Here is a 15513-nt window from a genome sequence, read left to right as displayed (position 1 = left end):
TTTGTCTTTGCTGAAGCGGTAATCCGTTTGAGTTCTTTTTCTAGGGATTCGGGAAGTTTTGTCCAATCAATTAATTGGTGAACTTCGGCAAAAAAGAAGCATAAAAACGCTTCAAAATATTCGGTTAAAGCTTCTTTCCAGGGTTCATCATAATTGGCGGTTGTTTGGTTCATTTTGATGGAGGATATAGCTTTATTATTCAATAAGTATCATCTTCTTATCTTATCGAGTACGATTGCCTTTCTTATCGTTGGCATTAAAGTAGAGTAATGCAGCATTGCCTTAATATCTTAGTCCAGATTCTTGAACAACAGGTTAAATTCATCTTCCACAGGTTAGGGAAGTGGCTTAACAAAAATTAACTTGCTCAGGGTTGACAAACTTGCCTTGAGCCACTTCATCAATGAAGTAGTCGTGCAGAATTAATTGCTATTTTTGACAGAGGCACTCTGGCAAGGGGCAGCCTTTTACCCCATCTCCCCATCTCCTAACCCCTGACTGGTCGCTGATAACAGAAAAATCCCCTATCCCCCAATAACTAAAGGAAAGATAAAGTTATCGATCGCCCTCCGGAGCCAGTGTCAGAATAAAAGCAGGGAGATGAGCAAGGAAAACCGACAACTCTCCATCTTTTTCCCGTCATCGCCCCTAAAATTTATTTGGTTCAGATTTATGCAAACTGCCAATCCTCGTCAAACGGAGAAAAAAGAGCATCCCAGTGGCGATAAACGCTTCAAAGTCCTCGACATTACCATGAAGCGGGCAGGATATAATCAATCAGCCCTGATTGAAGTCCTGCACAAAGCGCAAGAAGCCTTTGGATTCCTAGAAGAAGATGTTCTCCTCTACGTTGCCCGGGCGCTAAAACTGCCCCTCAGTCGCGTCTATGGGGTAGCAACCTTCTATCATCTCTTTTCCCTGAAACCGGCGGGAAAACACACCTGTATCGTCTGTATGGGGACCGCTTGTTATGTCAAAGGCAGCGGCAAAATCCTCGAAGACATCGAAAACAGCTTTGATATCAAAGTGGGAGAAACCACCGCCGATGGAGAAATTTCCCTAGGGTCGGCCCGTTGTATCGGGGCCTGTGGGATTGCGCCGGCCGTGGTCTTCGATGGAGTCGTGGCCCCTAAACAAGATTCAGAAACTGTCTTGGCGAAACTACAGAGTTTCTCCCAGTAATTTTTCACTCTAGTGGATTGAGAAGAATATGGACTTACAAGAATTATTGGCAGTGGCCGAGAAAGAAAAAGCTAGACAAAAAAGCATCCGGGTGCATTGTTGCACTTCCACCGGTTGCCAAGCCGCTAACTCCCTCCAAATCAAAAAAAACCTCGCCACTGCCGTCAAAGAGGCAGGCCTAGAGGATAAAGTCGAAGTGGTCGGGGTCGGTTGTATGGGTTTTTGTGGTCGCGGTCCGTTGGTGGAAGTGGATCCCCAGGATCTCTTATACGAAGAAGTCACCCCGGAAAGTGCGGCCAGCATTGTTGAGGCCTTAAACGGCGGCAAAACCGAGGTGCAATTAGGGGACTCCAAACATCCCTTTTTCTCCCATCAAGTCAAAATTGTCCGGGAAAATAGCGGTAAAATCGATCCCGATCGCATTGAGGAATATATCGCCGTCGGTGGCTATCAATCTCTCTACAAGGCCCTCTACGAGATGACTCCGGCCCAGGTGGTGGAGGAAATCACCAAAAGCGGTTTGCGTGGCCGGGGCGGTGCGGGTTATCCCACTGGTTTAAAATGGGCGACGGTGGCTAAACAACCGGGTAAACAAAAATACGTTATCTGTAATGCGGATGAAGGCGACCCCGGGGCGTTTATGGACCGTAGTGTTTTGGAAAGTGACCCCCATTTAGTCCTGGAGGGAATGGCGATCGCTGCCTATGCCGTGGGGGCGGATCATGGTTATATCTATGTTAGAGCCGAATATCCTCTGGCGATCGATCGTCTGCAAAAAGCGATTAATCAGGCCAAAAAATTTGGTTTAATGGGTTCCCAAGTATTCGAGTCCACTTTCGATTTTAAGGTGGATATCCGCATCGGGGCGGGAGCTTTTGTCTGTGGAGAGGAAACCGCTCTCATCCATTCCATTGAAGGCGGCCGCGGCACTCCCCGCACCCGTCCCCCCTATCCGGCCCAATCGGGCCTCGATGGTTGTCCCACCCTGATTAATAACGTGGAGTCCTACGCTAATATCGCCCCTATTATCCGCTCTGGGGCCGCTTGGTACGCCAATATCGGTACTGCTACCAGTAAAGGGACAAAAATCTTCGCTTTAACCGGAAAAATCGGCAATAATGGGCTGATTGAAGTGCCAATGGGCATTACTCTCCGGGAAATTGTCGAGGAGATGGGGGGTGGTGTTCCCGATGGTCAAGTGAAAGCGGTGCAAACCGGCGGCCCGTCTGGGGGTTGTATTCCCGCTAATTTACTCGATACTCCCGTGGATTACGAATCCTTAGCCAAACTCGGTTCGATGATGGGATCCGGGGGGATGGTGGTCATGGATGATAGTACCAGTATGGTGGAAGTGGCGAAATTCTATATGGAATTCTGTCGCGAGGAGTCCTGTGGTAAATGTATCCCCTGTCGCACGGGAACAGTACAAATGTTTGAATTATTGGCCAAAATTATCGCTCGAAAAGCCGATATTCACGACCTCGAAAACTTAGAACATCTCTGTCAAATGGTCAAGGAAACCAGTCTTTGCGGTCTTGGTCAAAGCGCTCCCAATCCGATTTTAAGTACCCTACACTATTTTAAGGAGGAATATCTGGCTCTATTACAGGAAAGCAAGCACCCTGTCTCTGTTTGAGAATAACTCGATCGATTTTTCCGGCTGCGGCAAGTCAGGTCAGCAGCCGGGTTATCTTGGAGAAAGTTAGCAGTAGTCTCAGGAGACAATAGATTATGACTTGGCGCGGCTCAACCGATACAAAAGATCGCATTTTTGCAGCTTTAGTATATCTTTTACCCTTATATTCGGCTTTTGCCTTCGGTATCTTTATCTTTCAGCAAATTCCTTTTTTAGGAGCGGCCTTAGCAATAGTTTTAACTCCCTTAGCTTTTCTCTATAGTTCTCTGGGAAGCTTTGGCAGTTTAATTATCTTTTTCGTCCTCTTTTTTGCCGTGGTACGCAATCCCCGCATCAGTCATTTTATCCGGTTTAACACCATGCAGGCGATTTTAATCGATATTTTGGTGTATTTATTGGGATTGGCCTTAGGTTTCGTCGCTAGGGGTTTAGGGGCGAATTTAGTGGTAGAAACTCTTTTTAATGTCGTCTTTTTGGGAGCATTTGCCGCCTGTGTTTACAGCATTATACAGTCGGTTATCGGCAAATACGCCGATATTCCCACAATTTCCGAGGCGGCCTATTCTCAAGTGGGAGGTTAAGTCAGCTTGAGTTTGTCCCCTTTTTCGGCTACAGTCTCTCCAGAATCAATGCGTTCGCTGCCAGGCCACATCTATGAGTCCATTTAAACAGACCCTACGGGAACTCAACGCTCAGAAGGGGAAAATAGCCGCTTCCGTGGGCAGAAAAACGCCTAAACGGGTTAATCGTTGGTTTAAATGGCTTTCTCCCGGTCTTTTTGTCAAACGCTGGCTTTTAATCAGTTTAAGCGGCGTTTTTCTCACCTCCTTCGGTTTGGCTATTTGGGTAAAATTAACCCCGGTTAATCGCTTTTTAGAGTTTGTTTCCCAAGCATTAGAAACGATCGCCCGTTTGGTCCCCAATTCTGTTTCCGGGCCGCTGGCGGTTTTGTTGGGTGTCTTTTTGTTATTCTGGGGTCAGAGTCGCACCGTCGAAACGATTACAGAAGCACTACAACCGGACGCATCGGAGGAATTAGTCGATCGCCTACGCACCCATCGTCGTCTCCATCGCGGCCCGAAAATTGTGGTGATCGGTGGCGGTACGGGTTTATCGACGCTTTTACGGGGTTTAAAACAGTATAGTTCCAATATCACCGCTATTGTCACCGTAGCTGATGATGGCGGTTCTTCGGGCCGATTACGCCGGGAAATGGGCATTTTACCCCCGGGGGATATTCGCAATTGTATCGCCGCTTTGGCCGATGAGGAAAAGTTATTAACGGAATTGTTTCAATATCGCTTTCATGCTGGGGATGGTTTATCGGGCCACAGTTTTGGTAATTTATTTATCAGCGCTATGACCGAGATTACTGGCGATCTGGAACAGGCGATCGATGCTAGTGCCAAAGTTTTGGCCATTCGCGGCAAAGTGCTACCTGCTACCCTTACCGATGTTAGTCTCTGGGCTAAGTTAGCCGATGGGCGCATTATTGAGGGAGAATCGAAGATAACCGAAGCTATGGGGCAAATTCGTCAGATTGGCTGTCATCCTGCCGATCCAGTCGCTTTACCGGCTGCTTTAGCGGCAATCAAGGAGGCAGATTATATTATCATCGGGCCGGGTAGTCTTTATACCAGTATTATCCCTAATTTGTTGGTTCCCGCAATTCGTCAGGCCCTAGCACGGGTGACAGTCCCCCGCATCTATGTTTGTAATATTATGACCCAGCCGGGGGAAACGGATAATTATTCGGTAGCCGATCATCTGCGAGCGATCGAAGGAGTCTGCGAAGAACGCATTGTTGATGCGGTTTTAGCCCAAAAAACTGCACCATCGCCCCAATCCCTACAATTATACGCCCAAGAGCATAGTCATCCTGTGTTTTTAGATCGCGAGGAAGTGGGAAAAATGGGTTATCGCATTGTTTTAGCGAATGTAATGGCAGAAGATGAAGTTACTGCCAAAGTTCGTCACGATCCCCAACGTTTAGCCCGAGTTTTATGGCGTTGGTATGCTAAAAAGTGAATAGCGAGTTGACTAAATGTTTTGATCTAGCTTTGTCAAGTTATAAAATAGTATTTTTTGCTTTAATTTGCCGACATTAGCCAAATTTGCTGATTAAAGCCCTAGGAAAAAATTAGCCTAAAAACCATTTCGCCTTATTCTGTGTTATACTCAGATTTTCAAGAGAGATGACCATGCACTACTCTACTAAATCTAATCAAGAGACAGGTGCGACAGTCTATTCCCCAAGCGATGGAAGTGAATTAATTCCTGCTGAGGTTAAACTAGATATAAACGGGCAAAACTATCAATCACTTAATATACCTCTCCCAGAGGGCTATACAGTAGATGATGAAGGAATCATCAATAACTATGGTAGCGAACCCAAGATTTATCTATCAAAATACCCATCTTTAGAACAGCAAAAATGGTATATTTTGCAAGGATTAGGGGCGGTTTTGTTGGTTGCTTTGGTGTTATTAATCACCTTTTCGGTTAGCTAGATAAAAACCGTAGGATTGACATTTAAGTTGAGCGAGACAAGAAAACTTTAATTTACACCATAGAGTCTGCATCCCAAGTATCAAGAGCATATATTGGAACCGACTCTATCTATCTTTCCAAATAGTAAATCTGACAGCTGAACTTTTTTACTTTGCTAAACTTGACAATTTTTTTCAGTTTTTTGTGGGTTTCTTCGTGATCAACAATAGAACAACCAATAGAGATAACTTCTCACAGGAAATTAAACAGGTATGAAAATTAATCCTTCTATTAGTCAAGAACCTCGCTATCAGGCAATTCCTGTTATGCAGATAACTTCCAAAGAAACCCTTCTCCATTGGTTAGAACGCACAGGAAGATTAAAATTACGTCAATCTGATGCTCATCCCGATTCGCAAATTTTAGAAGAACTAGACGATATTATCGATCCAGATAATTATGCTATAGAAGAAGAGGAATAAATAGTCTTACTGGGAGTTAGGAGTGAAATTTCAATTATCTAATATTCAGGAGATTAAGAAAGTGGTATCAACGAAAAAAACGGCTTTAATTTACTGTGAAAATCAATTTGGACGTGTGGACGGAAAAACGGCAGCTGGCTTGATCCGACAATCAGAAATATATACAATTGTTGGTGTGCTGGATAGTTCCTTAGCAGGAAAAGATGCGGGAGAAGCATTAGGAGACAAAAAAAATCATATTCCCATTTTTGCTAATTTACAAACAGCCTTAGAAAAACTTAGAGATGTTCCCAATTGTTATATCTACGGCAAAGCACCCTTAGAAGCGTTTATTCCCCCCCTAGAAAGGCTGCTAATTTTAGAAGCAATGGCACAAGGAATGGATATTATTAATGGTTTGCATCAATTCTTCTCCGAGGATTTAGAATTTAGGGATCAAGCTAGTCAGTATGGTGTGCAAATTACAGACATTCGTAAACCACCACAATTAGCTGATCTTCATGTATTTACTGGGCAAATTTCCCAAGTAAATATACCCGTTATTGCCTTTTTAGGAACCGATTGTGCTTGCGGAAAAATGACCACTGCGGTAGCAGTTAATCAAACTCTCCAAGGCTTGGGTATTAAGTCTGTCTTAGTCGCTACTGGACAAACTAGCTTGATGCAGGGAGCAAGATATGGGGTTTCGATCGATGCTTTGGTTTCTCAATTTGTCATCGGTGAAATTGAAAATGCTGTGGTTCAAGCTTTTGAGCAAGAAAAACCCGATATTATTTTAGTGGAAGGACAAAGTTCTCTGAGTCATCCTGCTTTTATGAGTTCCGTGGGAATTTTGAAAGGAAGTATGCCCGATGGGGTTATTTTACAACATCCCCCAGCCCGAAAATTTCGCTGTGATTTTCCTCATTTAGCCATGGCAAAATTACAGGAAGAAATTTCACTAATTGAGGCAATTTCTCCCACTAAAGTTATCGCTATTGCGATTAATCACGAAAATCTCACTGCAGCAGCCACTGAGCGTATTATTGCCAAATATGAGCGAGATTTTCAGTTACCGACTACTGATGTTTTGTTACACGGATGTGAGAAATTAGTCCAAGCTTTATGCGATCACTTTCCGAAATTAAACCGGAAAATCAAAGGGGAAATTTTAGCTGCAATTCCCGCAATTGGGAGCAAATAGGCTGATGAAAGACATTTTACCGAGAATCGAGATTTCTCTCCCGAAAATACGCCATAATGCTCGTTTACTCTGCCAATTCTACGGCAGCAAGGGACTTTCTGTGATGGGAGTTTCCAAAGCGATTTTGGGTGATCCCTCGATCGCCTTGGCGATGATTCAAGGTGGAGTCAACTTTATCGCTGACTCTCGAATCGAAAATATTCTCAAAATGAAACAAGCAGGAATAGTGACAACTTTTGTTCTGTTGCGTACTGCCTTGAGTCAAGCAGAATCAGTGGTTAACATTGCAGATATCAGCTTAAATACAGAATTAGCAACAATTCAGGAACTTTCCTATTATGCTCAAGAAAAGCAAAAAATACACCGAATTATTATCATGACGGAGTTAGGGGATTTACGCGAAGGTGTACTGCCGAAAGATCTCGTCAAGTTCATCAAAAAAACCCTCGCTTTTCCCTTTATCAAAATTATTGGACTGGGTTGTAATTTGGCTTGTTATGGAGGTATTAAACCTGATAGCCATAATATGAGTAAATTATCTGTGTTAACAGATACAATTGAGCAGGAATTTTTAATAAAATTACCGATTATTTCAGGAGGCAATTCTGCTAACTATCAATGGTATCAAAAAAGTAGCGAAGTTGGTCGGATTAATAATCTGCGTTTAGGAGAATCAATTTTATTAGGTTGTGAAACAGTTAATCGACAACTGATACCAGGCTTATATACCGATGCTTTTCGGTTAATTGCTGAAGTAATCGAATCCAAAGATAAACCATCTCTACCCTCTGGAGAAATTGGTCGAGACGCTTTTGGTAATGTTCCAGGCTTTATCGACCAAGGCATTCACCGTCGAGTTATTATTGCATTAGGAAGACAGGATATTCTTATCTCTGGATTACAAACAAGTCAGGATATAAAAATATTAGGTTCTAGTAGCGATCATCTAGTTCTTGATAGTCATAACAAGAGGTTAAAAGTAGGAAGCGAAGTCAGTTTTAATCTTGATTACGGAGGACTTTTAACCGCCATGACTTCTCCTTTTATTACTAAAAGTTATGCTCTCAATGCAGTAGCATAACTGTCTTGATCGATTAATAAATATCAACAGATATATTTAGGGTCTGCTGGCTTATCACCTTGACATCAGCGCCGTAGAGATTTGTACTCAATTACTATCCTATCGCTAAATTCTGGGAAGAAATCAAAATCCCCCTAAATCCTTAACAAATTCCTAATCATCTCGTTTGGCACCATGATAAGCCGCCCCGAGGTATAATTCCCCTACTTTCGGGTTATTGAGCAAATCTTGACCCGATCCCTGAAAACGATCTTGACCACTTTCTAAAACATAACCTCGATCGGACATCATTAGGGCTTTTTTGGCATTCTGTTCCACTAAAATAATTGCAGTTCCCGTCTGATTAATTGCTTTTATCTGCTCAAAAACGCTGGTTACTAAAATAGGAGATAAAGCTGCCGAAGGTTCATCGAGAATTAATAAATCTGGCTGCAACATCAGCGCTCTTCCCATGGCTAACATCTGTCTTTCTCCTCCGGATAAAGTGCCAGCTTTCTGACGACGGCGATCGAGCAAACGGGGAAACATGGCATAAATGCGCTCTTTTAAAGATTTTATATTTCCTTTGCTCGTAAAAGCTCCCATTTCAAGGTTTTCTTCAATGCTCAGGGATGGAAAAACATTAGCAATTTGGGGAACATAACCCATTCCGAGGGGAACGATTTGATTAGATTTCCAACCGGCGATATTTTGTCCCTTAAAAGTGATAGTTCCAGCACTGGGTTTTAATAAACCAAAAATCGTCTTAGCTAGGGTAGATTTTCCCGCACCATTGGGACCGATAACCGTGACTAATTCCCTCGGTGCAATGCGAAAGTTAACCCCTTGCAATATGTATAAATCCTGCACATAACCAGCATAAACTTGTTCAACTTCTAAAAGATAATCCATGGTAAAGTAAAAAGGAGATAGGAGAGAGTAATATGAATTATGAATTATGAATTCGGAAGTGGGGAAGTGGGGAAGTGGGGAAGTGGGGAAGTGGGGAAGTGGGGAAGTGGGGAAGTGGGGAAGTGGGGAAGTGGGGAAGTGGGGAGCATTTTCAGTGAACAGTAATCAGTGAAATGAAAACTCACATCTGATAACTGATAACTGATAACTGATAACTGATAAATTAGGGAGTTTTTTGTAAATCGGGACGTTCTTCTGGCAGAATTGCACCTTCGACGGGGCATACTTGTAGACAGATACCACAGTCGATACAAGTGGCAAAATCAATCCAATACCAATCGGTTCCTTTAACATTTTTACCCGGTCCGGGATGGATGCAAGCAACAGGACAAGCGGAAACGCAATCGGCAACCCCTTCACAAGTTTCAGTGACGATCGAATGTGGCACAGTGTTTTCTCCTCTAATTCTTAACATTACTTTACCACTTTTAGGCGCGTTCGGAAACTTTCCCTTAATTCCCTAAAATATTGGCAGTTTTTTCTTGATCTTAGCAAGAAGTAAAATAGAAGTTTTCGATAGGGTTTTTACTATTCCCTTACGGGAGGACAAATAGTTAATTTCTTCCTGTAATTTCTGATTATTTTTCTGGAGATAGTTATGATTATTTTCTAATTCTTTTAGGGATATTTCCATCCCTTGCATAGTATGATAATCTTGCTGTTGTTTGAGATACATTATCTGTTGTGCTTCCTGTAATTTTCTTAACTCTAACCAGACTTGATTCTGACTTGATTCCTTAGTTTCACTGAGCGCATACCAGAGAAAATCAGTGATTTCTTCCGCTATTTTTTGATTAACTTCAAAAAACTCGATAATATCAATTTTTTTGCTGGAAATTTTGGGGTATAACTTTCTTAAATCTTGGGCAATATCAGAGGAAAAAGCGATGATTATAGAAGCGGATAAAATTGCATAGTGTTTTTCTAAATCTACTGGTAAATTGCCGTTTTCTCCTGGGAATTCATCAGCAAGCAAAAGTAGAGAAGGAGTGTTTAAGGGACTGGTATAAAAAGTGGAAATAAATAAATTTGCCTGTAGGCGATCGCAAATAGCTTGAATTTTTCTGGCATCCTTTCCCGTACAATTATAATCGTAGGATTCCGCAGGCCAATATTTAAATTCTTCCCATCTTGGTGCGGTGTTATTTCTATCTAAAATAACAATGTATTGACTAATTTCTAATTGACTCCAATGCTCTAGAATTGAAGACCAAACCCTGGCTAATTTTCCTTGATCGATTTGAAAGATCACGCCATCAATAACAATAATTGGGCATCTTTTCCGGGAGATAGCTTGAATTGTTTGTAATTTTTCTCGCTCATCTTCCTGTAAAATTATGCCTAAATCTTCCATCTTAACGAGATTTGTTTTAATTTCTATATCCTTAATGTCTGGGTGAGGAATTTCATAGATTTTACACACTTGATAATGTTCCTGTAATGCTTGACCATTACTGCCATGTTCTAAGCCTTGGAGATTTAAATAATATAACCCTAAAATCTCAGGAATTAAAGCCATTTTTTCCCCTTGAATGCCGATTCTTAACCAAAATTCGTAATCACCGGCACAGCGAAAATTTTCCTGAAAATAACCATATTTATCGTGCAGCATTTTTCGCCACATTGGTTGAGAACCCACACAACAACCTTGACGCATCTGTTGATAGGAGTAATTTGGCCAATTCCAATGTTTTAAAGCTGGGGTGGTGGCAAAAGTGTCATTTTTGAGGGTGGTAATTAATTGATCGGCATAAACCAAGCTAATCTCTCTATTGTTATCTAGATAATTAGCCATAATTTCCAGAGCATTAAAACAGCGACGATCATCAGTATTCCCATTGGTGATATAGGAACCCCTAGCTAGTTTAATAGCACGATTCCAAGCGCGGTAGAGGGTTTCTCGTTCTCTAGTCCTCTGGTAAATAATATTAGGATAATTTTCTTGAAACTCTTGGATAATCTCCCCTTCATTCTCCGGAGAAGCACTATCGATAATAATAATTTCTACTTCTCCCTTTTGATAAAGAGTTTGAGTAACTAAATCCTCTAGACAACCCCGGATAAACTCCGCTGATTTATAGGTAGAAACAATTACAGAAACTTTGATCCTCTGCACTGGTATAGAGTTATTAAAACTAGGATTCATCGGCTTATCTGATCGCAATTCAAGACAGGGAAATTTTTTGATAATTTTGAAAAAGAAGATTTTAAGACTCTATATTTGATCGGGAGAATTGTCAAGATGTTATCGACTCCTATTGAAGATACCAGTTTATTTACCTTTGGCTTGTTACTTGACATAATAAAAAACTATAATGGGAAGGCTGTGGAAATTGAGCAACAATGACCGTATCTTCCTCCCTAGACTGGCTAACCCGTGGAACCAGTGACCTATTCCCCCATCAACCCGACTCCCAAGATCCTAGGGAAAATTTAACCCAACTACTGCAAACTACCGATCGCCCCCTAAGAATTAAACTAGGTATTGACCCCACTGGCAGCGATATTCATCTAGGTCATAGTATTCCTTTTCGGAAACTGCGTGCTTTCCAGGATGCCGGTCATGTAGCAGTGGTGATTATTGGTGATTTTACCGCTAGAATCGGCGATCCGACCGGAAAATCGGAAGTTAGAAAACAATTGACCATCGAAGAAGTGAGAGCCAATGCCGAGAATTATCTGGCACAATTACGCCCAATTTTAGATTTTAACACGCCTAATCGCCTAGAAATTCGCTATAACTCGGAATGGTTGCGGAAATTAGACCTATCGCAAATTCTCGAACTCCTCTCAACCATGACCGTCGGGCAAATGTTGGCAAAAGAAGGCTTTTCCGAACGCTACGACCAGGAAACCCCGATTTTTCTCCATGAATTTCTCTATCCCTTAATGCAGGGTTATGATTCCGTAGCTGTCGAGGCCGATGTCGAATTGGGAGGAACTGATCAAAAATTTAATATTGCCGTCGGTCGTGATTTGCAGAAATATTTCGGTAAAAAACCGCAATTCGGGCTACTTTTACCGATTTTAATCGGAACCGATGGCAGTCAAAAAATGTCCAAATCCCTGAATAATTATGTGGGATTGCGGGAATCGGCCCTGTCCATGTACTCGAAACTGGAAAAAACCCCCGACGCTTTGTTAAAAGATTATTACGAACTATTGACAAATTTGCCCTTAGATGCTATGCAGAGTAATCCGCGAGAGGCACAAAAACAACTGGCGATCGAGGTAGTTGCCCAGTTTCACGGAGAAGAGGAGGCATTAAAAGCACAAAAAACGGCGCAGGAGATAGTTCTACAGGGAAATACGGCAGCAGCTGCTTCTGTACCCGAATTTTCCCTAGCAGCGGTCACTTTTCCCCTGAAATTATTCTATCTTCTCTCGGCCACTGGCTTATGTAAAAGTAGCGGCGAAGGGAGAAGACAGATTCAGGGGGGCGCGGTGAGAATCGATAGTGAGAAAATCACCGATGTGGACAAAAGTTTTGAGACAGCCGAAGCTTTAACGGGAAAAGTCCTACAGGTGGGCAAAAATAAATTTATTCGCTTCGTAGCTTAAATAGGCGAAAAAGTCCCTATTCGGCGGCTTTTTCCCGGATTTCTAACTCAAAATCTCGAAAATGGGCTTTAAACTTTTTACTGAACTCGACGAGGACGGGTAGGTTGGCGCTAACCGCTCTACCACGCCATTCGGTGACAATCCCTTTCACCTCTCCCTCTAGTCCTTTCACGTCAAAAGGATCTGATTTATGTTCAGGATGGTGATAAACTACCACAGACTCAATTACACGAACTCGATCGCCAACTTTCATAAACTCTCTAGCGAAGACAAACGCCTATTTATTGTATCTTTGAAGACAATCTTATCATTGTACGCTATATCAGGGAACGGGGAACTGAAAACTCTTAAGATTGAAACCTAGAGCCTGAGCTTTTTTCTCCAGATAAGAAAGGGGGCGTTGACGATACTTTTGTTCCTAAGCAGCAATACTGGTAGGAACATAAGCGTCACCTGTTGTGCAAGGCTGACGGCTGAGGGCTCAAAAACTGATAACTGCTCACTGATTTGATAGCATGGGGGAAAACCTATAGAGAGTGAAGCGGTATGAGTGACTATAAAGATTCTTCTTCCATGCGCTATTTCTTGGCAGGATTAAAACCCTTTGCCCAACCTTTATTTTGGCTACCGTTAGGAATATTTTCCTTGGCTCTAATTGCTTTGTGGGTATATCAACAGAATCCTGAATGGTTGGGTTCGGTATTAGATACCCCAGGAATGTCCTTGGAGGAGCGGGAAATCCGGGCTAACCAGATTACCGATACTCCTCTCCCCACTACTGTACCATTGCCGGCCATTCCTGCCCATAATAATACCGCTCGCCCGAACAAACCGGCCTCGACGCAGCCTTTTGACCCTTTAAATACTAATCCCGATAACAACCAGAAAAGCTCTTTATTCACCCCGTTAATGCCGCAGACTAAGCAAAATCAGCCACCGAAGGCTAGTAAAAGTCTGCAACCGATTCAAGTGCGACCGATTAGTGGCGACACTAGCAATTATCCTTTACAAAGGGAAATCGAAAATCGCTCGCGGACTGCTAACTTGAATAATTCTCCTAATCCCAACCCCGGGGGCAGCCCGAATCAAGTCAACCCCCAGGGGAATAATTCCCCTGATCAACAAAATGTTCCACCCCCATCCTCGTGGAATAATGCCAACCCTAACCCGGTCTCTAGCTCTAGTAACCAATCCAATTATTATCAACCTCCTGTATATCAGGCCCCCGTCTACGGCAGTCAACCTAACGTCACTGGTTATCCCAATCAGGGAATGCCGCCCAACAATAATGGCACCCCCAATCAAGTCCCACCTCAAAGTATTAACCGAGGTTTCTCCATCCAACAACCCATTAATGCCCAGCCTTCTGGTTACTAGAGGAACTTAGATTTGAGCTTGTAGGAAGTCTAATAAAATCGGATTAACTATTTCTGGGGCTTCATCCTGGGGACAGTGGCCTAAACCGGCTAAGGGGATAAACTGTTTTACTGTCGGGAATCGTGCTAATTCTTGGCCCAAGGGCAAGGGTTCCCAGGGATCTTCGCTACCCCAAAGCAGAATAGCCCGACAGGGGAGAATCGGCAGCAGGTCTTCCGGCAGTGGGCCGCCAGAATAACCGGTAAAAGCGAGGAAAACCTCGATCGCTCCCTGATCTCTGGCGGGTTTTAAGATTATTTCTACTAATTCCTCCGTTACCGCTTCCGAGCGCCGATAAGCTTGCAGGAGAATTTTACGCACTGTCTGGGGTTTAGCGATCTGTTGGAAGAAAAAAGCCCCAATTGCTTTATTTTTGAGAATTATTTGGGCAATATCCGCCCCGAAACGACGATACCAGGGTAATTTACCCCGTTTTCTTTCGTGCAGTAGTCTGAGGGAACAATTAATCGCCGCCACTCCAAGGACAAAATCGGGATGATCGACGGCAGCCTGCATGATGGCCACACAACCGATAGAATTACCCGCCAAAAAAGCAGGACCCCCCACCACTTCCCGACAAAAATCGGCAATTTGCGCCCCCCAAGTCTCGAAAGTGTAATCGATCTCGTTTTTCGGTTCGGGTTTGTCGGAACCGCCAAAACCAATTAAATCTAGGGCAAAACAGCGACATTTTTCGCCTAAAACGGGGATATTTTTCCGCCAATGTCCCCAAGATGCCCCAAATCCATGCACAAGCACGATCGCTGGCCCTGTCTCCCCCGCACTTTGATAGGTGATTTTGAATCCCCGCCAATACCAGATTTTTGGTTGTGTCTCTAATCCTAGAATTTGCTGCATATTTTTGTTTATCTATAAAGCATTTGTTGCTTTTCTTAATATATACTGTCAGGAAAGAAGCATTAAGCGAATATTTTGAAGCATTTTTAGAAAACGGGTTTCTTTGAGAAACCCGTTTTCTTGTATAAATGTTAATTTTTGTTATAGCACCCTTGAAAGATTGGCGATTGTTTGCACAAAATAGTCGCATTCATCCCTTGAGGTTAATGTCATGACTTCTACCCTGTTGCCGAGCCTTGCTGCTGTTGACGATGTTTTGTTCAATTTCGCTCAATCTGATGGCTTGAGTCAAGCTAATCAGGTGGATAGTGTGAGAAATCAGCGTTTAACCGCTACCGTAGTTTTCCTCGATGCTGGTGTTACCGATTATCAAAGTCTCCAAGCTGGAGTAATTCCAGAAGTCGCCACCGTTATTCTCACTCCCAATCAAGACGGAATCGAACAAATATCCGCTTTTTTACCACAAAATCCCCAGATTACCACCACCACCTCTATTATTAAATCGGTGCGTTACGCTATCGTGCTTCATAGCCTACGAGTAAGCAAACAACTCAAATGAACCCAACAACCGCCAATTATGATGAACCCTGGAAAGAAGCATTAACCGAGTATTTTGAAGCGTTTTTATGCTTCTTTTTTCCTGAAGTTCACCAATTAATTGATTGGACAAAAA

At 42.8% G+C, this 15513-nt stretch carries 17 protein-coding genes; 12 read left to right on the top strand and 5 right to left on the bottom strand.

Going from position 1 to position 15513, the window contains the following annotated elements; all coding sequences use genetic code 11:
- Window positions 1–672: 672 nt before the first annotated feature.
- From hoxE to EWV84_RS06445, 8 genes are all read left to right on the top strand, one after another.
- Window positions 673–1182: a bidirectional hydrogenase complex protein HoxE gene (gene hoxE / locus EWV84_RS06480; protein WP_286824782.1), complete on the top strand. Its 510-nt coding sequence runs from the start codon at window positions 673–675 to the stop codon at window positions 1180–1182.
- 28 nt (window positions 1183–1210) lie between these two features.
- Window positions 1211–2818, top strand: coding sequence for a NuoF family protein (locus EWV84_RS06475; RefSeq protein WP_287077268.1), 1608 nt, complete (start codon window positions 1211–1213; stop codon window positions 2816–2818).
- A 95-nt stretch (window positions 2819–2913) separates the two neighbouring features.
- The gene (locus EWV84_RS06470) at window positions 2914–3399 is read left to right on the top strand and encodes a Tic20 family protein (RefSeq protein ID WP_002786850.1); all 486 of its coding nucleotides are present in this window, start codon (window positions 2914–2916) and stop codon (window positions 3397–3399) included.
- A 73-nt stretch (window positions 3400–3472) separates the two neighbouring features.
- The gene (locus tag EWV84_RS06465) at window positions 3473–4846 is read left to right on the top strand and encodes a gluconeogenesis factor YvcK family protein (protein ID WP_286824779.1); all 1374 of its coding nucleotides are present in this window, start codon (window positions 3473–3475) and stop codon (window positions 4844–4846) included.
- Window positions 4847–5019: 173 nt separating this feature from the next.
- Window positions 5020–5328 carry a photosystem II assembly protein Psb34 gene (gene psb34, locus EWV84_RS06460; RefSeq protein WP_002783665.1) on the top strand — a complete coding sequence of 103 codons (309 nt, stop codon included), beginning with the start codon at window positions 5020–5022 and terminating at the stop codon, window positions 5326–5328.
- Window positions 5329–5580: 252 nt separating this feature from the next.
- The gene (locus tag EWV84_RS06455; protein WP_286824777.1) at window positions 5581–5790 is read left to right on the top strand and encodes a DUF3134 family protein; all 210 of its coding nucleotides are present in this window, start codon (window positions 5581–5583) and stop codon (window positions 5788–5790) included.
- Between the two features lie 22 nt (window positions 5791–5812).
- Window positions 5813–6973 carry an N-acetyltransferase DgcN family protein gene (locus tag EWV84_RS06450; protein ID WP_287683296.1) on the top strand — a complete coding sequence of 387 codons (1161 nt, stop codon included), beginning with the start codon at window positions 5813–5815 and terminating at the stop codon, window positions 6971–6973.
- A 4-nt stretch (window positions 6974–6977) separates the two neighbouring features.
- On the top strand, window positions 6978–8054 hold the full coding sequence (locus EWV84_RS06445; protein ID WP_287077261.1) for an alanine/ornithine racemase family PLP-dependent enzyme: 1077 nt from the start codon (window positions 6978–6980) through the stop codon (window positions 8052–8054).
- A gap of 153 nt (window positions 8055–8207) precedes the next feature.
- Here EWV84_RS06445 and EWV84_RS06440 read toward each other — a convergent pair whose 3' ends face one another.
- On the bottom strand, window positions 8208–8945 hold the full coding sequence (locus EWV84_RS06440) for an ABC transporter ATP-binding protein (protein WP_287077260.1): 738 nt from the start codon (window positions 8943–8945) through the stop codon (window positions 8208–8210).
- Between the two features lie 39 nt (window positions 8946–8984).
- Between EWV84_RS06440 and EWV84_RS06435 the strand changes: the two genes are divergently transcribed.
- Window positions 8985–9110, top strand: coding sequence for a hypothetical protein (locus EWV84_RS06435; protein WP_287077259.1), 126 nt, complete (start codon window positions 8985–8987; stop codon window positions 9108–9110).
- Between the two features lie 58 nt (window positions 9111–9168).
- Here the strand turns inward: EWV84_RS06435 and EWV84_RS06430 are convergent, their stop codons facing one another.
- Together EWV84_RS06430 and EWV84_RS06425 are read right to left on the bottom strand one after the other, a co-directional pair.
- Window positions 9169–9393 (bottom strand): ferredoxin family protein, encoded by a 225-nt coding sequence (locus tag EWV84_RS06430; RefSeq protein ID WP_286825919.1) that lies wholly within the window; start codon window positions 9391–9393, stop codon window positions 9169–9171.
- Between the two features lie 72 nt (window positions 9394–9465).
- Window positions 9466–11151, bottom strand: coding sequence for a glycosyltransferase (locus EWV84_RS06425; RefSeq protein WP_287077257.1), 1686 nt, complete (start codon window positions 11149–11151; stop codon window positions 9466–9468).
- Between the two features lie 197 nt (window positions 11152–11348).
- Between EWV84_RS06425 and tyrS the strand changes: the two genes are divergently transcribed.
- The gene (gene tyrS / locus EWV84_RS06420; RefSeq protein WP_287077255.1) at window positions 11349–12566 is read left to right on the top strand and encodes a tyrosine--tRNA ligase; all 1218 of its coding nucleotides are present in this window, start codon (window positions 11349–11351) and stop codon (window positions 12564–12566) included.
- A gap of 16 nt (window positions 12567–12582) precedes the next feature.
- Here the strand turns inward: tyrS and EWV84_RS06415 are convergent, their stop codons facing one another.
- Window positions 12583–12819 carry a ferredoxin-thioredoxin reductase variable chain gene (locus EWV84_RS06415; protein WP_287077253.1) on the bottom strand — a complete coding sequence of 79 codons (237 nt, stop codon included), beginning with the start codon at window positions 12817–12819 and terminating at the stop codon, window positions 12583–12585.
- A gap of 293 nt (window positions 12820–13112) precedes the next feature.
- Here EWV84_RS06415 and EWV84_RS06410 point away from each other — a divergent pair, with 293 nt between their 5' ends.
- Entirely contained in the window at window positions 13113–13943 is an 831-nt protein-coding gene (locus EWV84_RS06410) for a hypothetical protein (protein ID WP_287077251.1), read from the top strand.
- Between the two features lie 6 nt (window positions 13944–13949).
- Here the strand turns inward: EWV84_RS06410 and EWV84_RS06405 are convergent, their stop codons facing one another.
- Entirely contained in the window at window positions 13950–14840 is an 891-nt protein-coding gene (locus tag EWV84_RS06405) for an alpha/beta fold hydrolase (protein ID WP_287077250.1), read from the bottom strand.
- A 211-nt stretch (window positions 14841–15051) separates the two neighbouring features.
- Between EWV84_RS06405 and EWV84_RS06400 the strand changes: the two genes are divergently transcribed.
- On the top strand, window positions 15052–15399 hold the full coding sequence (locus EWV84_RS06400; RefSeq protein WP_287077248.1) for a DUF4347 domain-containing protein: 348 nt from the start codon (window positions 15052–15054) through the stop codon (window positions 15397–15399).
- The last annotated feature ends 114 nt before the right edge of the window (window positions 15400–15513 follow it).

It is taken from the genome of Microcystis sp. M_QC_C_20170808_M3Col (assembly GCF_007095505.1).
GTDB lineage: Bacteria > Cyanobacteriota > Cyanobacteriia > Cyanobacteriales > Microcystaceae > Microcystis.
The sequence above is the reverse complement of the archived record's forward strand: the minus strand, read 5'-3'. Positions and strand labels throughout refer to the sequence as shown.